Source organism: Mesorhizobium sp. B2-8-9, from assembly GCF_006439475.1.
Classification (GTDB): domain Bacteria; phylum Pseudomonadota; class Alphaproteobacteria; order Rhizobiales; family Rhizobiaceae; genus Mesorhizobium.
The window spans coordinates 93,968-113,846 of record NZ_VFTQ01000010.1; the positions used below are offsets into that span (position 1 = coordinate 93,968).

A 19,879-nucleotide genomic window follows, 5' to 3' on the forward strand; every position below is an offset into this window, starting at 1 on the left:
GAAGTTCTCTTTCAAATGGTCGGAGTGGCCGGATTCGAACCGACGACCCCTTGACCCCCAGTCAAGTGCGCTACCGGGCTGCGCTACACTCCGGACCGGGTGGCGATGTATCGTGATAAGGCGGTGCGGGTCAACCGAATTCGGTGCCTATCGCAAAGGTGAAATTGCAGGCAAGGGATGCAGACCTCGCCAGCCGCAATTCCCGCTGGTGCCGGTACTCCAGCGCGATCGCGCCCCAGACCAGACCCATCAGCAGGTAGAGATGACGCCAGTGATCGATGTCGATGAAGGTGCCCAGCCCGATATTGCCGAGATAGGCGACATAGGCGCAAAGCAGATAGGGCTGCCACGGCCGGTCGCGCAGAAGGATGCGGAAACCGGCGCCGATCGTCCATAGCGTCAGCGTCAGGAACGAGACGAAGCCGAGCCAGCCATAATCCATCAGCGCCTTCAGCCAGATGTCGTGCGTGTCCTCGCCATAGATCGTGCCGAAGACCAGCGGGCCGATGCCGAACGGGTGCTCCATCGCCAGCTGGAAGCCGATCGAATAGCGGGCGAAGCGGCCAAGCCGGGCCGAGTCGTAGCTCTGCTCAAGCTGCGCGCGCTGTGTGAACATGTCCGACACGCCGGGTAACTGCAGGATGACGATGAGGGCGATGACCAGCAGCGCCGCGGCAGCGATCGTCATCACCACCACGCGCAGCCGGAACTTGCCGCTGGCGCTCTGCAGGAAGAGGCAGGCGGTGAGCAGCACCGCCGACACGGCAAACATGCCCCAGGCGCCGCGCGAGAACGAGAAGAAGATGCCGGCGGTGATGATGAGCAGCGGCACAGCCAGAAGCGGCATCCGCGACACCGGGCCGGTCAAGAGCAGATAGAGCAGGTAGGTGCCGGGCAGCACCAGGAACGGCCCGAACACGTTCGGATCCTGGAAGGCACCGGCGGCGCGGTCGTATTTGGTGAACATTTCCGCGCCCGGAAAGGCATGAAAGTAACCGGCGATGCCGAGCAGCGACGTCGCCACGGCCGACATGACGTAGGCGATGAAGATCAGCCGGTAGAGGCTCGGCTGGACCGAGGTCACCGAAGCGAAGAACACCGCGCTGAAGGCCAAAAACAGCGAAACGGCGAGATAGAGCGGCGTGTTGGCCAGGTCGGCCATCTGCGTCATCGCGATCATGCCGCCGATATTCATCGCCACCAGCAGCACCAGCAGGGGCACGATCGCGTGCGAGATTCGAAGGCCGAACAGCGCCCAGACTGCGATCAGCCCGGCCATGTAGATTTCATAGGGCGCCGGCTCGCTGATGACGAAGCCGGAAAGCAGGATGCCGACGCCGATCGCAGCCGATGCGATCAGCGAAATCAACTTGGCGTTGACCGCCCCAGGCGGCAACCGGTTGACTGCCGATGGCTGCAACTGGTTGACAGCCTGTGGCGGCAATTCACTGGCGATGGCGCTCAATAGGCGTTTTCCGTGTTGAGCAGGCGGATCGGCGTCAGGAACAGGATGCGCAGGTCGAACAGCATCGACCAGTTCTCGATGTAATAGAGGTCGTATTCGGTGCGCATGCGGATCTTTTCGTTGGTGTCCATCTCGCCGCGCCATCCGTTGATCTGCGCCCAGCCGGTGACGCCGGGCTTGACCTTGTGGCGGGCGAAGTAGCCGTCCACCACCTCGTTGTAGAGAAGGTTGTGCGACTGCGCGGCGATGGCATGCGGGCGCGGCCCAACCAGCGACAGCGAGCCGAAAAGTGAGTTGAAGAACTGCGGCAGCTCGTCGATCGAGGTCTTGCGGATGAAGCGGCCGACGCGGGTGACGCGCGGATCGTTCTTGGTCACCGTCTGCTTGGCGGTCGGATCGGAGCGGTCGGTGAACATCGAGCGGAACTTGTAGACTTCGATGATCTCGTTGTTGAAGCCGTGCCGCTTCTGCTTGAACAGCACGGGGCCCTTGCTGTCGAGCTTGATGGCGATCGCGGTGACGAGCATCACCGGCGAGAAGACGATGATCCCGATGAGTGAAAAGACGATGTCGAAGGCGCGCTTGGCGACCGAATCCCAGTCGTTGATCGGCTTGTCGAAGATGTCGAGCATCGGCACCGAGCCGATATAGGAATAGGCGCGCGGCCGGAACTGCAGCGCGTTGGAATGTGCCGAAAGCCGGATATCGACCGGCAGCACCCAGAGTTTCTTCAGAAGCTGCAAGACGCGCGATTCGGCGGTCAGTGGCAACGACACGATCAGCATGTCGATGCGCGCGATGCGGGCGAATTCGATGAGCTCGGAGATGGTGCCGAGCTTCGGGTAGCCGGCGACGATCGGCGGCGAGCGCTTGTCGTTGCGGTCGTCGAAGATGCCGCAGATGCGGATATCGTTGTAGGGCTGCTTCTCGACCGAGCGGATCAGCTGCTCGGCCGCCTTGCCGCCGCCGACGATGAGCGCGCGGCGCTCCATGCGGCCGTCGCGCGCCCAGCGCCGGATGAGGCTGGACATCACGAGTCTCAGGCCGAAGATCAGCGCGAAGCCGGCCACGAACCAGGTGCCGAACAACAGGCGCGAATAGTCTTCCGACGCCTTGATGGCGAAGGCGGTGAGCGCCATCAGCGCGAAGCTGCCTGCCCAGACCAGCAGCACGCGGCCGAAATTCGCGAGGGGGCGCATCAGCGCCGCGATCTGGTAGCAATCGGTCACGTCGAGCAGCACCACGGCCAGGAACGACGTAGCCGCGATCGCCAACGGATACTGCCAGGCCAGATAGCTGAAGAAGCCGACATAGTAGAAATAGACGCCGAGCCCAGACAGGAACAGCATCGCGAACTCGACCATGCGCAGCACGCCGCTGACCATGATCGGCGACATGGTATCACGCCGGTATTGCGAAGCGACCTGGCGCGCCACATCGTTGATGCCGCCAGGCTTTTCGCCATCGGCGGGAGCATCGTAGTTGCGCACCGCATCCATGGAAAAGCGGTGCGCGGGGTCGATCTCATTCATGGGAACTGTCCGCGAGCTTCGCGCAACTGCATAGCAAAAGAGAGCTAAGAAAGCCTTGAAACAACCGGTGGTTTTGGAGTTGTTGCGGCCCGCAGCCTATTTGTTCAGTGCCGCGAAATAGGCCTTCTCGATATCGGCGGCCATGACATCCGCACCGAATCGGGCCTTCAGCTCATCGGCTTGCGGCATCAGTTTTCGATAGCCGTCAAAGTCGCTGAGCGCCGCCCCCATTTTGGCGGCGAGCTGGGATGCGTCGGGGCGGATCAGTGCAGGGGAGTCTTCGCCGAAAATTTCCGGAATGCCTCCGACAGCGGTCGCGATCATCGGCATGCCAGCGGCTAAAGCTTCAAGCACGATATAGGGCATCGCCTCCGCGCGGGATGGCACCACAATCAACTCGGCCAGAGCGAAAGCCTGTCTCGCCGGCATGGGCGGCAGGAATCTGACGTGGCTTTTCAGGCCGAGTCGCTCCACTTGCGCGTGGTAGCGCGGCAGGTCGTCGCCGTCGCCGACCATCACGGCGCTTAAGGGGCGTCCGAGCTCGTCGCCGGCCATAGCCAGCGCATCGATGAAGATATCCGGGCCCTTCAGGTCGCGCATCATGCCGATGTACAGGAAATCGGCGGCATTCGCTGCCGTCGTCACCGGTTCGAATTCGGCGGCGCGCAGGCCGTTATAGACAAGCGCGTTGGGTATGGGCGGCTCGCCGACCTTGCGGCGATAGGTGTTGCGCTCGTAGTCAGAAACGAACAGCAGGCAATCGGTGAAGCGCGCCATGAAGCGCTCCAGGCCGAAGAACAGCTTCCCCATCGCCGTCGTTTCGTCATAGTGGAGGGAGCCGCCATGCGGCGAATAGAGGCGGGCAACGCGAAACCTTGATACCCGCAACAGTGAGCCGAACAGCCGGGCATAGGCGCCACCCTTGGCGCCGTGCCCATGCAGCACGTCCGGCCGCAATTCCTGGATGATTCGATAGGTACGCCAGGCCGAGGCGAGGTCGCCGGGCCCGACATGACGCTGCATCGGCGTGCGATGGATGCCGAGCGCGAGGCTGTCGTTCATCGCCTCGAACAAGCGCTCCTCATAGTCGCCGCCGGTGGTCGAGTCGCAGACGATTCCCACCGCATGGCCGGCGGCGATCTGCGCCTCGGTCAGGTCGCGCACGTGCCGGAAGATTCCTCCGACAGGTGAGCGAAAGCAGTGCACGATCCTGAGGTTCACCGCCACGACGGGTTTTTCAGAACAGCCGTTCGCGGACGTAGACGGTGTCGCCGGGCAGGAGTGGATCGGATGTCAGCACCCGCCCGGTCATCACCTTGCCGTTGATATCGCGGGTGATGTCGACGCTCTCCTGATTGGCGCGCGGCGTGAAGCCGCCGGCAATGGCGACCGCCTTTTGCACGGTGAGTCCCGGCACGTAGGAATACTGCCCGGCAGCGCCCACTTCGCCCATGACGAAGATCGGCCGGTAGCGGTCGATTTCGACCGAAACGTCGGGATCGCGCAGATAGCCTTGGCGCAGCTTGTCGGCGATCGCCTTTTCCAACTGCTGCGCGGTGTGGCCGCGCGCCGGCACCGCGCCGACCAGCGGAAAGGACAGATAGCCGGACTGGTCGACGCTGTAGGTGTTGGTCAACCCGTCCTGCTCGAACACCATGACACGGACGCGGTCGCCGGCGCCGAGTCGGTAGGGCTGATCGAGCACTTCATGAAAGGCGGCGGGTGTCGGGCGGTAGCTCGAGCAGCCGGTGAGCAGCGACAAGGCAAGCAAAGCGCGAAAGAGGGAAGCAGTGCTTTTCATGACCGGCCAGGAACCTTCATCGCTCTTGCCGCAAGCCGCGGCACAACCCCAGGAAAGTGCGACCGTTATCATCCTGTTAGGGTTAATGGGCGGTAAAGGAGCGCGGTCCGGGAGAGCGGAGATCGGTAAAAAGCCCAATTGTTCTATTGCTTTCGAGCAATCTTCTTTGAGCGCTCTCTAATAAGCATTCATTCTGATCTTAACGGGTGAGTTACCATAGTTCTTTACGGTCCAGCTTCGACTCAAAGCTCGGAGCAGGATGCATGTCCGTTCAGTCAGCGGCCGCAGACGTCGATGTCGATCTGAGACAGCTTTTCGCCAGCCTGGCGAGGAACTGGCTGCGCATTGTTTTTGTCACGCTTTTGGTCACCGGGCTGGCCTTCGCCTTCGCCTGGCTCGCGACGCCCTATTATAAAGCGACAGCCAAGCTGGAGATCGGCTCGCGCGAATCGGAATACACCCGGCCTCCGGGCACCAACGACGACGATAAGCCGATTCTCGACGAGCAGGGCGTGGCCACCCAGGTCCAGATCATTTCCTCGCCCGACATCCTCAAGCAGGTGGCGACCAAGCTCAACCTGGACAAGTTGCCGGAGTTCGACGAAACGCTGAAAATGTCGTCGCTCGGGCGTGTGCTTGTGCTCGTCGGCTTGAAAAGCGATCCCTTCGATATCCCGCCGGACGAGCGTGTGCTGAACGCCATGCACGACAAGCTCAATGTTTACGCCGTTGAAAAGACGCGCGCGATCGCGATCGAGTTCGCCTCGAAGGATCCCAAGCTTGCCGCAGCGGTCGCGAATGGCATTGCCGAGGCCTATATCGCCTCGAAGAGTGACGCCAAGCTCGAATCGAACGCCGCCGCGACCAACTTTCTGGCGCCGGAAATCGCCGATCTGCAGAATCGCGTGAGGGATGCCGAGGCCAAGGTCGCCGCGTTCCGCGCCCAGTCCGACCTGCTGATGGGCGGCAACAATTCGGTGCTTCCGACTCAGCAGCTCTCTGAGCTGTCGAGCGAATTGTCGCGTGTGCGCGCCGGCCGCGCCGCCGCCGAGGCGAGTGCCGAGAGCGTGCGCCGGGCGCTGCGGAATGGCGGTTCGCTGGACAGCGTGCCGGAGGTCCTGTCTTCCGAGTTGATCCAGCGCCTGCGCGAGCGCCAGGTGGAGCTGAGGGCCAATATCGCCGATCTTTCCACAACCCTGCTGGACAATCATCCGCGCATCCGGGCGCTGAAGTCGCAGCTTGCCGACCTCGACGGCCAGATTCGCAACGAGGCGCAAAAGATCATCCGGGGGTTGTCGGCTCAGGCTCAGACGGCAAAGGCCCGCGAGGATCAGCTGATCGCGGACGTCAACACCTTGAAGGCCGCGTCAGCGCGCGCCGGCGAGCAGCAGGTGCAGCTGGATGCCTTGCAGCGCGACGCGAACGTTCAGCGCCAACAGCTTGAATCCTATATGGCAAGTTACAATGCGGTAGCCTCACGCAAGGATCGCAGATACTCGCCTGTGGCGGCGAGCCTGATCGCGCAGGCCCAGGTGCCGTCGCAACCTTATTTTCCGAAGATCGGGCCGATCACCGGGGCCGCCGCGGCCGCTTCGCTGCTGCTGATGGCGATCGGCACGCTGCTTGGCGAGCTGTTCTCGGGCCGTGCCATGCGTCCGGCCGCCGGCGCCCGTTTCACCGATATCGAGCAGGTGGCGATGCCCGCTGCGCGCACCGAGCCGGTTGTAGCCGAAATCGAGGACGACCACAGTCCTTTCGCGTCCTATGAGACGTCCATGGCCAGCGAGCGACGTCCGGAGAGACAGCCGCCGATCGCGCAGAATGAGACATTTGAAGCCGACACCGTTGCGGCAGAGCAACCAATGCCCGAGCCGGAACCCATGCCGGGTCCGTCCAGGCTCGGCGAGATAGATGTCGACAGGGCTGCCGAGAAGTTGATCGGTTCCGGCGCCGCGCGCGCGATCTTCGTATCGCCGGAAGGCGACGAGGCGGCCGCCTCCGCCGTGCTCGTGGCGCGTGAAGTAGCTGACGCCGGCCTGCGCGTGCTGCTGCTTGACCTCACGGCATCGGGCGCCGCGTCGCGGCCGATGCTGGACTCGAGCCTGTTCCCGGGCATCACCAATCTGCTCGCTTCCGAAGCGCAGTTCAGTGACGTCATCCATCCCGATCTCTATTCGGATGCGCATGTCATTCCGGTCGGCACCGCCGATCCGGTCCGCGCCATGCGCGCCGCCGATCGGCTGCCGATCATCATGCAGTCGCTGACCACGGCCTACGATCTCGTCGTGGTCGAATGCGGCCCGGCCGACGCGCAAGGCATCGGCCGCCTGGTCGGTGACGGCACCGAAGTCTTCCTGTCCATGCTGGAAGCCGACGACCAGGTGACGCAGGCCGCGGTCAAGCTGATCGAGAACGGCTATCCCAACTTGACGCTGGTCACACCGGTCGGCCATGAACCGGGAGACCCATTGCCCCGACGCCGGTCGGCCGCATAAGACCGGAGGCCGGCACCGCGACGAATGGGACACGGCTCAGCCCCGAGGCAATTCTTAGCTACAAGGGCGAACCGCGGCATTTCTCGGCGACTCCTGCACTTTACATCGGTGGCGAGGCACCTAGTTTTGATGCTTCGCGCTGCGCATTTTCGTGCGTGGATGATCGAGAGCGGGACCGTGAACCCTAGGCCGGCCCCCGCCGCAGCCTTCCGGCTGGAATTGCGTCAAAGACAAAGAGACAGCGCGGTTCGCCGTTTCCGTGAAACGGTGCAACCGCTCCAGAACTGAACGACTGCCGCAGGGTCGCGGTCAAGGGCGCGTTCGGAAAGGCATTCCCGCGTGGCCTGAAGGGGCAGCGGAATCGCGATTGTCACGGCGCGCGATCGGTCAGAGCGTTGGCCCCTTCCTGCCCGGCGCAGTGCGCGCAGCAATAGATGACATCGCCCTGCTCGACGCCATGTCCCATGATCCGCACCCTGCAGTGAGGGCAGGTCGGCGCAAGCTTCTGGACCGCGCACTCGAAGCTGTCGAACGTGTAGGTTTGCCCGCCCAGGCTCACAAGAAATGCCTTGTCATAGTCGTTGCCGCACTGGTCGCACTTAGCCATGGCCATTCTCCTTCTGGGTGCGAAAACCTCCCGGCGCTCGATAGGTTCCGTTGAGTCACTCAGGGTCCCGCTTGCGCGCATCGCGCCGGGAACACGACGGCGATTATGCGACTCTGACCAGGCCTAGCTGTCGTCTTCGGCCGCGACAGGCGCCGCCTGTCCGGCAGCCTTGCGGCGCAGCACCTTGGTCAGCTTCCAGACCGTCGGGTTGTTCTTGATGAAGGCCTTGGCGCGCGCGCCTTGCCGCAGCCCTGCCGCCAGCACCCGGCCCTTCAGCGTCAGCGGCGCAAGCACCTCGAAATGCTGGACCTCGATGTCGCACCAGAGCCGCTTGTAAGGCTCGTCGCCGACCGAGAAATCATACAAATCGAAGCCAAGCTCGCAGGCTTCCTGGATGTTGTCGAAGAACAGGAAGTCGCCCGGGCTGGCGAACGAGAGATCGTCCTCGGCGATGGCGCCGAACTCGCAGATCAGCCGCTTGCCGGACCGGCTGGAGCCGGTCACCGCGCGCAGCTTGCCCGCCACATCCAGGCCGTGCAGCAGGAATGGCGGCTTTTCCTCGGCCAGCGCATCGGCGAACAGCGCCCGGAAGAAGTCGCGTATTTGTCTGTCGCCGAAGACATTGGCGATGCCCATCTTGGCGAAACGCACCTCCTTCATCTCGAGGAAGGCATCGAGCAGCCTGTCGACCTCCTCGGGTGTGCGTGCCTCGATGCGGCGGAAGGCGCCGACCGCCTCGAACTTGCGCGTCTGCGAGCGGTGCTTCTTGCGCTTGCGCTTGCCGCTCGCGCGCGACAGCAGCGCGTCGAACCCGCCGCCGAGATCGACCGCAAGCGCAAGGTTCGGACTTGGAAAGCCGGGCAGCGCGGCCAGCGGGTTGGCGACGCCGTCGAGGTCTGGCAGCAGCCTTTCAAGCGAGATCAGGTCGATGTCCGGCCGCGCTCGCGCGATTGCCTTGAACATCGAGCGGATCGCCTGGCCGTCGATAGCAGGCAGGAAACGCGGGTCGGCGGCGGCGAAATTACCGTTGGCGTGGCGCCCGCCGGCGAAACGGGCAACCTTGAACGGGCCGCGCCCCACGATCTCCAGGGCCAGCGACAGCGCCGGGCGGCCATCACAGGACAGCGTCGCGACAACCATGTCGGCACCGGTCGCGGCCGCCCAGTTGCTCACCCAAAATGCGCTTTGCGCCGGCGCGAACAGCGCCGAGGCGCAGAATTGAACATAGTCGGCAACACCGGTGCCGCCGCTTGCGGTCGCAATCCACCGGTCCCGGTCGGCTCGCACCGGGCGCGCGGAAGCCTCGTTGGCCGCGACCCGATTGCCATCAAATGACGCGGTGGCGTCAACCATCCCTCAATCCTTAAGACGTATTGGTTGCAACCTGGGGTTCGCATAGGCGAATGTCTTGCTTGAATAAGCCTAGGCGCAAAAGGTGAAGGAATGATCGACGGGGGCGATGCAATCCGGAAGCTGGCGCTGAACCTTGCCCGCTACTCCGGCCTTGCGCCTCTGGCGCGGCCGTTTGTCGGCGGCATCGGCGCTATCCTGATGCTGCACCGCGTCACCGCGACACCGGAGAAGCCGAACAGCGTCAATCGGCATCTGAACATCGCTCCCACTTTCCTCGACAAGCTGATCTCGGACATGAAGGGGCAGGGTTATGCCTTTGTTTCCCTTGATGAAGCGATCGAACGCATCAAGACGGGCGGGAAAGGCGGCCAGTTCGCCACGATCACGGCCGACGACGCCTATCGCGACAACATGACCGAGGCGCTTCCGATCCTGGAAAAACACGGCGCGCCGATCGCCATCTACGTCGCCCCCGGCCTGATCGACGGCGCCGTCGATCTCTGGTGGGACGTGATCGAGGACATCGTCGACACCAGCTCGCGCCTGACGCTGACGATGGGGGGCAAGTCGACGGCGATCGATTGCTCGACACAAGGCCGAAAGATCCAGGCCGTCGCGCGGCTGAACGCCTGGCTGACCTTGGAAGTCCCCGAGGAAGAGCAAGGCGCAGCGCTGCGCGAGCTCGCCCGTTCGACTGGGTTCAAAATCGGCTCGGGCCGCCCATGCACGTTGATGAACTGGGATGAGCTTCGCATCATGGCCGCGCACCCGTTGGTGACCATCGGCGCGCACACCGTCAATCATCGGAACTTGAAGCGGCTGTCCGAGGCCGATGGGCGCCATGAGATCGGCGACGTCCGCCGCGTCCTCGCGGAAAAACTCGGCGAGGAGCCGCGTCATCTGGCTTACCCTTATGGCTATGCCAGCGCGGTCGGCTGCCGCGAGGTGGGCTTTGCCCGCGACGCAGGCTATGCCTCGGCGGTGACCACGCGGCACGGCGTGCTGCGCGCCGAGCACGCCGGCTTCCTGCACGCGCTGCCGCGCATCTCCGTCAACGGCCGCTATCAGAGCCTTGCGCATATTCGCACGATGCTGTCCGGCATCACGACACCGCTGGCTAATGCGGGCAAGATGGTCGTGACGATCTGAAGTCTGCCTCGCTCTGCGCCTTGGTCAGCACTATGGCCTGATGCCTTTGAGGTCAGCCCTTCGGGCGCGGCTCGATAATCAGCCATTTGATGATGGCCATGGCCGGCAGAACCCACAGAAAGCCGCTGAGCAGGAAGAACAGGAGATGCGCCGTGGGCCCGTATTCGGCGAGCCTGGTGACCGCGACGGCGGAGGCGATCAGCGCGTAGATGACGACCAGCGCCACCAGCAATATGGTTCCGATCAGCTTTTTCAGGCGAATGGGCATGTCGCGGTTCCGTTGACCCGCCCCGCTTAGGCCGAATGACAAGAGCGCGCAACCGTCGCGACCCGGCGCGACGGCGTGCCGCGCTGTCCAGTCTTGCCAGTTGAGCGGCCTTGGTCCACCAATCTCGCGTTTCAACCGCCGGGAATGCGAAATGGCTGCCATCACCGCCACAGCCCCCTATGCCACACGCGACCGCGACCTGCACAACCGCGCTTTGATGCGCGGCTGGCTCTACGTCGTGCTGCTCGTGCTGGTCGCGCTGGTGCTGGTCGGCGGTTCCACTCGTCTCACCGGCTCGGGTCTGTCGATCACTGAGTGGCAGCCGATACACGGCGTCATCCCGCCGCTCAACGACGCCGAATGGCAGGAAGAGTTCCAGCGCTACCAGCAGATCCCGCAATATGCCGAGATCAACAAGGGCATGAGCGTCGAGGATTTCAAATCGATCTTCTGGTGGGAGTGGGCGCACCGCATCCTGGCGCGCGGCGTCGGGGTGGTCTTTGCCTTGCCGCTGCTGTTCTTCTGGGCGACGCGCCGCATCGAGCGCGGCCTCGGGCTGAAGCTCCTCGGCATCCTTCTGCTCGGCGGACTCCAAGGTGCCATCGGCTGGTGGATGGTGGCTTCGGGCCTGGTCGATCGCGTCTCGGTCAGCCAGTACCGGCTGGCGACGCATCTGACGCTTGCCGCGCTGATCTTCACCGCGACAATGGTGGTGGCGCGAGGCTTGGCGCCGCATTCCGAGCCCGCCGCCGACCGGTCGACGCAGCGGCTCGCCGGCGTCATCGTGCTTTTGGCGCTGATCCAGATCTATCTCGGCGGGTTGGTCGCCGGGCTGCACGCGGGCCTTTCCTACAACACATGGCCGCTGATGGATGGAAAGGTGATCCCCTCCGATCTGCTTCTGCTGAAGCCCGCCTGGCTGAACTTCTTTGAAAACCCGAAGACGGTGCAGTTCGTCCACCGACTGGGCGCCTATGTGATCTTTGTCGTGGCACTCTGGCATATGGTCGCGACGTGGCGGCGCCAGCCTGGCACCACCCATGCCCGCCGGGCCACGCTTCTGTTCGCGCTAGTGGTCGTCCAGGCCTCGATCGGCATCGGCACGCTAGTGATGCAGGTGCCGCTGCACATGGCATTGACGCATCAGACGATCGCGCTTGTGTTGCTTGGCTTCGCTGCCGCGCATTGGCGCGGCACCAAGGGCGCCTATCCGCTGCCGACCGATATACGCGTCAGAGGCTGAGCGAACCTTGCGGATCGCCTCGGCGGCAGCAAGCTCCAGGTTCACGACCGCTCAATGCTTGATGCCGAGCATCAGGTCGAGGTTCTGCACCGCGGCGCCCGACGCGCCCTTGCCGAGATTGTCGTAGACGGCCATCAGCAGTGCTTGCGCCCTCTCATCATTGGCGAAGACGTAGACCTTCATCCGGTTGGTGCCGTTATAGATCTCCGGATCGATCTCCGGCATGCGCTCCATATGGGTGTAGGGCGCGACCTCGACCACGCCGCCATCGATCGACGCATAATGGTCGGCAATCGCCGCGTGAAGCTCGGCGCCAGTCGGCACGCGGTCGAGACCGCCGAGTTGCAGCGGCACCACGGTGATCATGCCTTGCGCGAAATTGCCCACCGCCGGCTGCATGATCGGGTCGTGCGACAGCTTTGCATAGGTGCGGAGCTCCGGCACATGCTTGTGCTGCAGCGTCAGCCCGTAGGGTAGGAACTCGGGCGCGTCCTCGCCCTTGCCGACATAGTCCTCGATCATCGGGCGGCCGCCGCCGGAATAGCCGGAAATGCCGTTGACGGTGACCGGGAAGTCGGCAGGCAGCAGGCCCGCCGCAACCAGTGGCCGCAGCGTCGCGATCGGCCCCTGCGGCCAGCAGCCCGGATTGGCTATGCGTTTCGCGCTGCCGATCCTCTTCGCCTGGTCCTTGTCCATTTCGGCGAAGCCATACTCCCACCCCTCGGCCACGCGATGCGCGGTCGAGGCGTCGATCACCTTGGTCGTATCGTTCGTAATCAGCGACACGCTTTCCTTGGCCGCCGCATCCGGCAGGCAAAGGATCGCGACATCCGCCGCGTTGAGCATCTCGGCGCGGGCGGCAGTCTCCTTGCGGCGTTCCGTCGGGATGGAGATGATCTCCAGGTCGTCACGGTCGGCCAGCAGCGCCCTGATCTGCAGGCCTGTCGTGCCGTGCTCGCCGTCAATGAAGATTTTCGGTTTCATCCCTTGCCAAATTCCTCGCGATTCCAATGTCATATGCCGTAGGCGTGATTTGCCGCGGCATGATTGCCGTTGCTCAGTTCGTCGAGCCGCGCCTTTCGCTCTGCCAGCAGACCGAGATAATGCATGGCGATGATCGATCCGGCGATCGCCGTTATATCGGCATGATCGTAGGCCGGCGCAACCTCCACGATGTCGGCGCCGACGATGTCGATCTGGCCGAGTTGGCGCAGTGTCGACAGCATCTTGGCCGAGGAGGGGCCGCCTGCCACCGGCGTGCCGGTGCCCGGCGCGAAGGCCGGGTCGAGACAGTCGATGTCAAAGGTGAGATAGGTCTTCTTGCCACCGGTGCGCTCGACGATCGCATAGGCGATATCGGAGGCGCGCATCTCCTCGACCTCATGGCCGTAGAGGATCTTGATGCCGAACGTGTCGGGCGCATGCGTGCGGATGCCGACCTGGATCGAGCGATCGGGGTCGATGATCCCCTCCTTCACCGCGCGGGCGACGAAGGAGCCGTGATCGATGCGCTTGCCGTCGTCGGGCCAGGTGTCCTGGTGCGCGTCGAACTGCACGAGCGCCAGCGGCCCGTGGACGGCGGCATGCGCCTTTAGCAGCGGCCAAGTGACGAAATGGTCGCCGCCCAGCGTCAAAAGGAACGCGCCTGATTTCAGGATCTTGGCCGCCTCGCGCTCGATCGTGCCGGGAGTTTTCTGGTGATTGCCGCTGTCGAGCAGGCAATCGCCATAGTCCACCACCGAAAGGTGCTCGAAGAGGTCGCGCGAGAATGGATATTGCGGATCGTTGTCGAGGATCGCCGAGGCGCGGCGGATCGCCTGCGGCCCGAAGCGAGCGCCGGGCCGGTTGGTGACGGCGGCGTCGAAGGGAATGCCCCACACGACCGCGTCCGCGCCCTTCACGTCCTTCGTATATTTGCGCCGCATGAACGACAGCGCGCCGGCATAGGTCGGCTCGAACGACGCGCCCGTCTTGGAGCGGGCGGTGAAGGCGTGGTCGATCTCATTGTTCGCCATTAGGAATCCTCGGTTTCGTCGGGGCAGCCACAACTACAGAACCGGCACGCAACATGCCAGTCACAGCTTGCGGAAACGAAGCGGCGCTCGGCGAGTGCCACGGCAACACAGGATCTGTATCATTATGGCTGAGACTGCCTTGCTCAATCTTGCATCCGCGCCCGCCGCGACCCGTGTCGGCACGACGGCCGGAGAGCGTTTCCTGGTGCTGGATTCCTGGCGCGGTATCTGCGCGCTGCTGGTGGCGCTGTTCCATTTCCCGACCACCTCGATAGTGTCGCAGAGCGCCTTTGTCGGCGGCTCCTATCTGTTCGTCGATTTCTTCTTCGTGCTCTCCGGCTTCGTCATTGCCAGCGCCTATGGCGGGCGGCTCGCCGGGCAGGACGACCTTGCACGGTTCGCGCTCGTGCGTTTCGGCCGCATCTATCCGTTGCATTTCCTGATGCTCGCCGCCTTCGCCGGCTTCGAGGCGCTGCGGCTCGTGCTGCCGGCGCTTCACGCAACGGGCCCGGCGCCCTTCACCGCAGGCTTCGACCTGAAGAGCCTGGTCGCCAACCTTTTCCTTCTGCAGGGCATGGGCGTTGAGGATCATCTGAGCTGGAATGCGCCGAGCTGGAGCATTTCGGCCGAGTTCTTCACCTATCTGCTTTTCGCCGCCATCGTCTTCACCGCCGGCCAGCGTGCCTGGATATGGCTCGTTGCTGCAGCCGCGACGGCGCCGCTTTTCCTGCTCGCGGTCTCGACGCGTCATATGGACGTGTCCTTCGATTTCGGCTTCCTCCGCTGTCTATACGGCTTCTCGCTCGGCGCGCTGCTTGCCTGGTTTCAGCACGATTCCATTGCAGAGGCGCGACAGGCGCTGAGTGGCGGGGCAGGGCGCCTCGCCTGGACGCTGGCCGAGCTGGCGATGATCGTCGTGATCGCGCTGTTCGTTTCGGTGGCGGGAACGAATGACGCCGGCATTGCCGCGCCGATCGTCTTCGCGCTGGCACTTTATCTCTTTGCCCATGAGGGCGGGTGGGTCAGCTTGGCCTTGCGCAGCCGCCCGATGCTGCTGCTCGGCTCGCTCTCCTATTCGATCTACATGGTCCACATCTTCGTCCAGGCCCGCATGATCAATGTCGGCGGCCTGATCGAACGCAAGCTCGGGCTCGGCATAGTCGGCGACCTGATGCTGCGCGGCGATCATGCGACCGGCTTCGGCCCTGGCTCGCCCTGGATCGGCTTCGCGGCTTTGGCCGCGATGTTGATTGCCGTCATTGCCGCGTCGTGGTTCACATGGCGCTTCGTCGAAATGCCGGCGCTGGCCTGGTTCCGCCGCATTTCCAAGCGGATTTGATCCAAAAACTAGCCGGCTTCGTTCACCGGCCTGTCATGGGCATCGCCTAACCGGGTCCCGACCAGGAACGGAGCGATTCCCCGATGCGAACACTCTGGCTGAGCCTTGCCTTTTCCGTCGCCCTTGCCACCATTGCTGGACAAAGCTTAGCCGGCGAGACGCGGGCGAGCCAAATCCTCGACCGTTTCGAACATGCCAACCAGTGGCGCGATCATGTGATGATTGCCGCGCATCGCGCCGGCAGCATGCAGGCCGGCAAGACGCTTTACGCCGAGAATTCGCTGGCCGCAGTCGAGGGCTCGATCGCGATCGGCGCCGAGATCGTCGAGGTCGACGTCCGGCGCGCGAAAGACGGCGAATTCGTCATCATGCATGACAGCTGGCTCGACCGCACGACCACGTGCAAGGGCGAGGTGGTGAAATACACGCTGGCCGAGCTTAAGAGATGCCGGCTGGTCGTCGAGGGCACGGGCACCGTCACCAAAGAGACCGTGTCGACACTGCGCGAGATGCTGCTGACGACCAGGGACAGGATCCTGATCAACCTCGACAACAAGCTGGAGGTGACCGACCTGCCTGGTATGGTCGCGGAGACGCGCGATCTCGGCATGGCCGATCAGGTGATCGTCAAGGAGAATCTCTGGAACCGGCAGCGCATCGATGCCGCGAGCGCGGCACTTACCCAGGCCGGCGGCGGCTTCCAGTTCATGCCGATCCTTGCCGACGACGCCGTGCATGATGCAGTTTTCGCCAGCGAGGTCGACAAGGCCTTCGCGCCGCGCGCCATCGAATTGATCACTTGGCGCAACGGCGCCGAGACGCTGACATCGACCGGCGGGCCGCTGTTCAGCACCCGCATGCGGGCGGAAGCGGCGCGGGGCGACTGGCACCTCTGGGCCGACACCTACGCCGTCGTCAACAAGCCCGGCGGCTTCCTCGCCGGCGGCCGTGGCGACGAGCTTGCCGTCGCCGCCAGCCTGCCGCGCGAAGCCTGGGGTTTCTGGGTCGACCGCGGCGCCACCATCATCCAGACCGACGAGCCGAAGGCGGCAATCGCGTGGCTGACGGCCAATGGTTATCGAGTGCCTTACACGACGGACATCAAGCAAGCCGAGCCGGCGCACACGGCGAGCATTAATTAGAGGCGGCGCGGATACAGCCAATCTCCCCCCTTGTGGGGGAGATGCCCGGCAGGGCAGAGGGGGGCGCTGTCCCGCCGGCGTAACGGTGCTTGGGTTCCTCGCCCCCGCCAAAGGTGGGGGAGAGGTGTCCGCGAAGCGGACGGAGAGGGGGCCTTCGTAGGGCGCTCCCCTCTCCGTCTCGGCTTCGCCGAGCCACCTCTCCCACATTCGTGGGGCGAGGAACCTTGATCCTGCAGCGCCGCGTTCCTTCACGCCCCCCTCTGGCCTGCCGGCCATCTCTCCACAAGCGGGGAGATCAGCTAATCGTCCATCACGCCGCTTTCCCCACGCCCTCCAGCTCCCGCAGCACATCCCCCGACAGCTCGAGCTCCGCCGCCACCAGATTCTCGCGCAGATGCTCGACCGACGACGTGCCCGGGATAAGCAGGATGTTGGGCGAGCGCTGCAGCAGCCATGCCAGCGCAACCTGCATCGGCGTCGCACCGAGCCGTTCCGCGACGTCCGAGAGCGTCGACGACTGCAGCGGGCTGAAGCCGCCGAGCGGAAAGAACGGCACATAGGCGATACCGTCGCGCGCGAGCTCATCGATCAGCGCATCGTCGTCTCTGTGCGCGAGATTGTACTGGTTCTGCACGCAGACGATGTCGCAGATCTTTCGGCCTTCCGCGATCTGCGCGCGGGTGACGTTGCTCAAGCCGATATGGCGCACGAGGCCCTTGCGCTGAAGCTCGGCAAGCTTGGTGACCTGCGCTTCGATGGAGCCCTCCGCTGGACCGTGCACACCGAACATGATGCGCAGATTGACGACGTCCATCACCTCGAGGCCAAGGTTGCGAAGATTATCGTGCACGGCCTGTTCGAGCTCATCAGCTGTAAAAGCCGGCAGCCAGGAGGCGTCTTCCCCACGACGGGCGCCGATCTTGGTGACGATGGTGAGATTGTCGGGGTAGGGCGCCAACGCCTCGCGGATCAGCTTGTTGGTGACATAAGGCCCGTAGTAGTCGCTGGTGTCGATATGGTTCACACCTTGCGACACCGCTTCGCGCAGCACGGCGATGGCCGCGTTATGGTCTTTCGGCGGGCCGAACACGCCTTTGCCCGCAAGCTGCATGGCGCCATAGCCGAGCCGATGCACCGAGCGGTCGCCGAGTTTATAAGTACCGGATTTGTCTACACTGGACATTGTTGCTCTCCTTCGCTGTCGGCGAGGGAGATAAAGGATGGCTGCTGTCCTGAAAACCGGGTATAACCAGTACGACCTGTGCGGAAATAAGAACAATGGCGGCTGATCTCAACGATCTCCAGGCATTCATGGCCGTCGCTCGCGCCGGCGGCTTTCGCGAAGCGGCCCGCGTGACTGCAGGCAGCGCCTCAGTGCTCAGCGAAGCCGTCCGCCGTCTGGAAACCCAACTTGGTGTGCGGCTCTTCAATCGCACCACGCGCAGTGTTGCACTGACCGAGGCAGGCGCCAGCCTGCTGGCGCGTCTTGGCCCCGCGCTAGGCGAGGTGGAGGCCGCGCTCGACATCGTGAACGGCTTTCGTGACCGACCTGCCGGCACCTTGCGCCTCAACGTGCCGATAAGTGCGTCGCGGCTGGTGCTGCCGAAGATTGTTCCGGGATTTCTCGCTGCATATCCGGCCATCCGGCTGGAGGTGATCGCGGAGGAGAACTTTGTCGACCTGCTGGTGGCCGGCTGCGATGCTGGCATCCGCTATGACGAACGGCTGGAGCAGGACATGATCGCTGTGCCGATCGGGCCACGCGCGCAGCGTTTCACCACCTCGGCCGCGCCAGCCTATCTCGATCGGCACGGCCGGCCGCAACACCCGCGTGACCTGCTTGGGCACGCGTGCGTGCGCGGCCGCTTCCCGAGCGGGGTCATGACGCCCTGGGAATTCGAGCGCGACGGCGAGGTGGTGCGGGTCGATACCACGGGACCATTGCTCGTCAGCATCGGCGGCGGCGTCGATCTCGCCATCGATGCGGCGATCGCCGGGGTCGGCATTCTCTGGCTCTTCGAGGATTGGATACGCCCGCATTTCGAGAGCGGCGCGCTGGAACCTGTGCTGGAACCGTGGTGGCAGGAATTCTCCGGGCCGTTTCTCTACTATCCCGGGCGGCGGCTAGTGCCGGCCCCGCTGCGCGCCTTCATCGATTACATCAGGACCCCGGCCGGGCACTGGTAAGAAAAACAAAAAGGCCGCCCGGAGGCGGCCTTTTCGAAATGCTTGGATTTCGCGGCGCTTAGCGCTTCGAGAACTTGCCCCCAAGCGCTCCTTAGCGCTTGGAAAACTGGAAAGAGCGGCGGGCCTTCGCCTTGCCGTACTTCTTGCGCTCGACCACGCGGCTGTCGCGGGTCAGGAAGCCGCCCTTCTTCAGCACCGAGCGCAGGCCCGGCTCGTAGTAGGTCAGCGCCTTGGAGATGCCGTGACGCACCGCACCCGCCTGGCCGGAGAGGCCGCCGCCGATGACGGTGGCGACGATGTCGTACTGGCCGGCGCGGTTGGCCGCGACGATCGGCTGGTTGAGGATCATCTGCAGCACGGGACGCGCGAAATAGCTCGCGAATTCCTTGTCGTTGACGGTGATCTTGCCGGAGCCCGGCTTCACCCAGACGCGCGCGATGGCGTTCTTGCGCTTGCCGGTGGCATAGGCGCGGCCCGATTTGTCGAGCTTCTGGACATGCACGGGCGCGGCCGGCTGCGCGGCGACTGTGCCGAGTTCTGCGAGCGAGGAAAGCTCAGCCATTACGAGGCCCTCTTGTTCTTGGAGTTCAGCTTGGCCACGTCGAGCGTGACGGGCTGCTGGGCGGTGTGCGGATGCTCGGCGCCGGCATAGACGCGGAGATTCTTCATCTGGCGGCGGCCAAGCGGGCCGCGCGGGATCATGCGCTCGACGGCCTTCTCGACGACACGCTCGGGGAAACGGCCCTCGAGCAGCTGGCGCGCGGTGCGCTCCTTGATGCCGCCGGGGTGGCCGGTGTGCCAGTAATAGACCTTGTCGGTGTATTTCTTGCCGGTGAACACCACCTTGTCGGCATTGATGACGATGACATTGTCGCCGTCATCGACATGCGGGGTGAAGGTGGGCTTGTGCTTGCCGCGCAGATGGTTGGCGATGACAGTGGCCAGACGACCGACGACGAGACCTTCGGCGTCGATCAGCACCCACTTCTTCACCACATCCGCAGGCTTCTGCGAAAAGGTAGCCATGTTTTGCTCTCAGGTTTGACCTTTCCCGTCCAGGAGGGACAGAGAAGGCGTTTCTTGTTGCTTGGATTGACGGGATGACCGGAGCCGCTCCGCCAATAACAAAACGGCGGCCTTTGCGGGCCGCTGCTTCGGGTCGGCTTATAGGCGAGGGTGTTTGGCGCGTCAAGCGTCGGTTACGGTTTATGGTCGCGAAAAGCCGTTTAAATTCAACAACTAAGGTAGAAGGTATTATTTTACCTCACGCCTATTTGTCAAAA

Annotated in this window: 18 protein-coding genes and 1 tRNA gene; 6 read left to right on the forward strand and 13 right to left on the reverse strand. The window is 63.8% G+C overall.

Annotation, left to right across the window (positions count from 1 at the left end; translation table 11 throughout):
• Window positions 1-16: 16 nt before the first annotated feature.
• From FJ423_RS14660 to FJ423_RS14680, 5 genes are all read right to left on the reverse strand, one after another.
• Window positions 17-93: transfer RNA gene (locus FJ423_RS14660), tRNA-Pro, on the reverse strand.
• A gap of 37 nt (window positions 94-130) precedes the next feature.
• Window positions 131-1,396, reverse strand: a complete 1,266-nt coding sequence (locus FJ423_RS14665) for an O-antigen ligase family protein (RefSeq protein WP_140842913.1) — start codon at window positions 1,394-1,396, stop codon at window positions 131-133.
• 65 nt (window positions 1,397-1,461) lie between these two features.
• Window positions 1,462-2,997 (reverse strand): undecaprenyl-phosphate glucose phosphotransferase, encoded by a 1,536-nt coding sequence (locus tag FJ423_RS14670; protein ID WP_140842742.1) that lies wholly within the window; start codon window positions 2,995-2,997, stop codon window positions 1,462-1,464.
• Window positions 2,998-3,093: 96 nt separating this feature from the next.
• On the reverse strand, window positions 3,094-4,224 hold the full coding sequence (locus tag FJ423_RS14675; RefSeq protein ID WP_140842744.1) for a glycosyltransferase family 4 protein: 1,131 nt from the start codon (window positions 4,222-4,224) through the stop codon (window positions 3,094-3,096).
• A gap of 10 nt (window positions 4,225-4,234) precedes the next feature.
• Entirely contained in the window at window positions 4,235-4,798 is a 564-nt protein-coding gene (locus tag FJ423_RS14680; protein ID WP_140842746.1) for a polysaccharide biosynthesis/export family protein, read from the reverse strand.
• A 263-nt stretch (window positions 4,799-5,061) separates the two neighbouring features.
• On the opposite strand from FJ423_RS14680, the gene FJ423_RS14685 reads away from it, so the two are divergent.
• A complete protein-coding gene (locus FJ423_RS14685) occupies window positions 5,062-7,293 on the forward strand; it encodes an exopolysaccharide transport family protein (protein ID WP_140842748.1) in 2,232 nt (743 codons plus the stop codon).
• A 370-nt stretch (window positions 7,294-7,663) separates the two neighbouring features.
• Here the strand turns inward: FJ423_RS14685 and FJ423_RS14690 are convergent, their stop codons facing one another.
• Both FJ423_RS14690 and FJ423_RS14695 read right to left on the reverse strand, forming a co-directional pair.
• Window positions 7,664-7,900, reverse strand: a complete 237-nt coding sequence (locus tag FJ423_RS14690; RefSeq protein WP_073989633.1) for a hypothetical protein — start codon at window positions 7,898-7,900, stop codon at window positions 7,664-7,666.
• A 123-nt stretch (window positions 7,901-8,023) separates the two neighbouring features.
• A complete protein-coding gene (locus FJ423_RS14695; protein WP_140842750.1) occupies window positions 8,024-9,253 on the reverse strand; it encodes a GNAT family N-acetyltransferase in 1,230 nt (409 codons plus the stop codon).
• A gap of 90 nt (window positions 9,254-9,343) precedes the next feature.
• Here FJ423_RS14695 and FJ423_RS14700 point away from each other — a divergent pair, with 90 nt between their 5' ends.
• Window positions 9,344-10,402 carry a polysaccharide deacetylase family protein gene (locus FJ423_RS14700; RefSeq protein ID WP_140842752.1) on the forward strand — a complete coding sequence of 353 codons (1,059 nt, stop codon included), beginning with the start codon at window positions 9,344-9,346 and terminating at the stop codon, window positions 10,400-10,402.
• A 52-nt stretch (window positions 10,403-10,454) separates the two neighbouring features.
• Here the strand turns inward: FJ423_RS14700 and FJ423_RS14705 are convergent, their stop codons facing one another.
• Entirely contained in the window at window positions 10,455-10,670 is a 216-nt protein-coding gene (locus FJ423_RS14705; protein WP_040999884.1) for a DUF2842 domain-containing protein, read from the reverse strand.
• Window positions 10,671-10,821: 151 nt separating this feature from the next.
• Here FJ423_RS14705 and FJ423_RS14710 point away from each other — a divergent pair, with 151 nt between their 5' ends.
• The gene (locus tag FJ423_RS14710) at window positions 10,822-11,913 is read left to right on the forward strand and encodes a COX15/CtaA family protein (RefSeq protein ID WP_140842754.1); all 1,092 of its coding nucleotides are present in this window, start codon (window positions 10,822-10,824) and stop codon (window positions 11,911-11,913) included.
• A gap of 51 nt (window positions 11,914-11,964) precedes the next feature.
• On the opposite strand, the gene argC is transcribed toward FJ423_RS14710, so the two are convergent.
• Both argC and speB read right to left on the reverse strand, forming a co-directional pair.
• Window positions 11,965-12,897, reverse strand: coding sequence for an N-acetyl-gamma-glutamyl-phosphate reductase (gene argC / locus FJ423_RS14715; RefSeq protein WP_095767641.1), 933 nt, complete (start codon window positions 12,895-12,897; stop codon window positions 11,965-11,967).
• A gap of 29 nt (window positions 12,898-12,926) precedes the next feature.
• Complete coding sequence (speB, locus tag FJ423_RS14720) at window positions 12,927-13,928, reverse strand: agmatinase (protein WP_140842756.1); 1,002 nt, start codon at window positions 13,926-13,928, stop codon at window positions 12,927-12,929.
• Between the two features lie 124 nt (window positions 13,929-14,052).
• Here speB and FJ423_RS14725 point away from each other — a divergent pair, with 124 nt between their 5' ends.
• On the forward strand, window positions 14,053-15,267 hold the full coding sequence (locus tag FJ423_RS14725; RefSeq protein ID WP_140842758.1) for an acyltransferase: 1,215 nt from the start codon (window positions 14,053-14,055) through the stop codon (window positions 15,265-15,267).
• Between the two features lie 83 nt (window positions 15,268-15,350).
• The gene (locus FJ423_RS14730; RefSeq protein ID WP_140842760.1) at window positions 15,351-16,409 is read left to right on the forward strand and encodes a glycerophosphodiester phosphodiesterase family protein; all 1,059 of its coding nucleotides are present in this window, start codon (window positions 15,351-15,353) and stop codon (window positions 16,407-16,409) included.
• Window positions 16,410-16,719: 310 nt separating this feature from the next.
• Here the strand turns inward: FJ423_RS14730 and FJ423_RS14735 are convergent, their stop codons facing one another.
• Window positions 16,720-17,592 carry an aldo/keto reductase family oxidoreductase gene (locus tag FJ423_RS14735; protein ID WP_140842762.1) on the reverse strand — a complete coding sequence of 291 codons (873 nt, stop codon included), beginning with the start codon at window positions 17,590-17,592 and terminating at the stop codon, window positions 16,720-16,722.
• Between the two features lie 95 nt (window positions 17,593-17,687).
• On the opposite strand from FJ423_RS14735, the gene FJ423_RS14740 reads away from it, so the two are divergent.
• On the forward strand, window positions 17,688-18,596 hold the full coding sequence (locus FJ423_RS14740; protein WP_140842764.1) for a LysR family transcriptional regulator: 909 nt from the start codon (window positions 17,688-17,690) through the stop codon (window positions 18,594-18,596).
• Between the two features lie 91 nt (window positions 18,597-18,687).
• Here FJ423_RS14740 and rpsI read toward each other — a convergent pair whose 3' ends face one another.
• Together rpsI and rplM are read right to left on the reverse strand one after the other, a co-directional pair.
• On the reverse strand, window positions 18,688-19,158 hold the full coding sequence (rpsI, locus tag FJ423_RS14745; protein WP_040983171.1) for a 30S ribosomal protein S9: 471 nt from the start codon (window positions 19,156-19,158) through the stop codon (window positions 18,688-18,690).
• Entirely contained in the window at window positions 19,158-19,622 is a 465-nt protein-coding gene (rplM, locus tag FJ423_RS14750) for a 50S ribosomal protein L13 (protein ID WP_040983169.1), read from the reverse strand. Before rplM ends, rpsI begins: the two co-directional genes overlap by 1 nt.
• Window positions 19,623-19,879: the final 257 nt, after the last annotated feature.

Coding starts and splice junctions, on each gene's coding strand:
- FJ423_RS14670 (WP_140842742.1), bottom strand. CDS start 2,997: ATGAATGAGATCGACCCCGCGCACCGCTTTTCCATGGATGCGGTGCGC.
- FJ423_RS14680 (WP_140842746.1), bottom strand. CDS start 4,798: ATGAAAAGCACTGCTTCCCTCTTTCGCGCTTTGCTTGCCTTGTCGCTG.
- FJ423_RS14685 (WP_140842748.1), top strand. CDS start 5,062: ATGTCCGTTCAGTCAGCGGCCGCAGACGTCGATGTCGATCTGAGACAG.
- FJ423_RS14690 (WP_073989633.1), bottom strand. CDS start 7,900: ATGGCTAAGTGCGACCAGTGCGGCAACGACTATGACAAGGCATTTCTT.
- FJ423_RS14695 (WP_140842750.1), bottom strand. CDS start 9,253: ATGGTTGACGCCACCGCGTCATTTGATGGCAATCGGGTCGCGGCCAAC.
- FJ423_RS14700 (WP_140842752.1), top strand. CDS start 9,344: ATGATCGACGGGGGCGATGCAATCCGGAAGCTGGCGCTGAACCTTGCC.
- FJ423_RS14705 (WP_040999884.1), bottom strand. CDS start 10,670: ATGCCCATTCGCCTGAAAAAGCTGATCGGAACCATATTGCTGGTGGCG.
- FJ423_RS14710 (WP_140842754.1), top strand. CDS start 10,822: ATGGCTGCCATCACCGCCACAGCCCCCTATGCCACACGCGACCGCGAC.
- argC (WP_095767641.1), bottom strand. CDS start 12,897: ATGAAACCGAAAATCTTCATTGACGGCGAGCACGGCACGACAGGCCTG.
- speB (WP_140842756.1), bottom strand. CDS start 13,928: ATGGCGAACAATGAGATCGACCACGCCTTCACCGCCCGCTCCAAGACG.
- FJ423_RS14725 (WP_140842758.1), top strand. CDS start 14,053: ATGGCTGAGACTGCCTTGCTCAATCTTGCATCCGCGCCCGCCGCGACC.
- FJ423_RS14730 (WP_140842760.1), top strand. CDS start 15,351: ATGCGAACACTCTGGCTGAGCCTTGCCTTTTCCGTCGCCCTTGCCACC.
- FJ423_RS14735 (WP_140842762.1), bottom strand. CDS start 17,592: ATGTCCAGTGTAGACAAATCCGGTACTTATAAACTCGGCGACCGCTCG.
- FJ423_RS14740 (WP_140842764.1), top strand. CDS start 17,688: ATGGCGGCTGATCTCAACGATCTCCAGGCATTCATGGCCGTCGCTCGC.
- rpsI (WP_040983171.1), bottom strand. CDS start 19,158: ATGGCTGAGCTTTCCTCGCTCGCAGAACTCGGCACAGTCGCCGCGCAG.
- rplM (WP_040983169.1), bottom strand. CDS start 19,622: ATGGCTACCTTTTCGCAGAAGCCTGCGGATGTGGTGAAGAAGTGGGTG.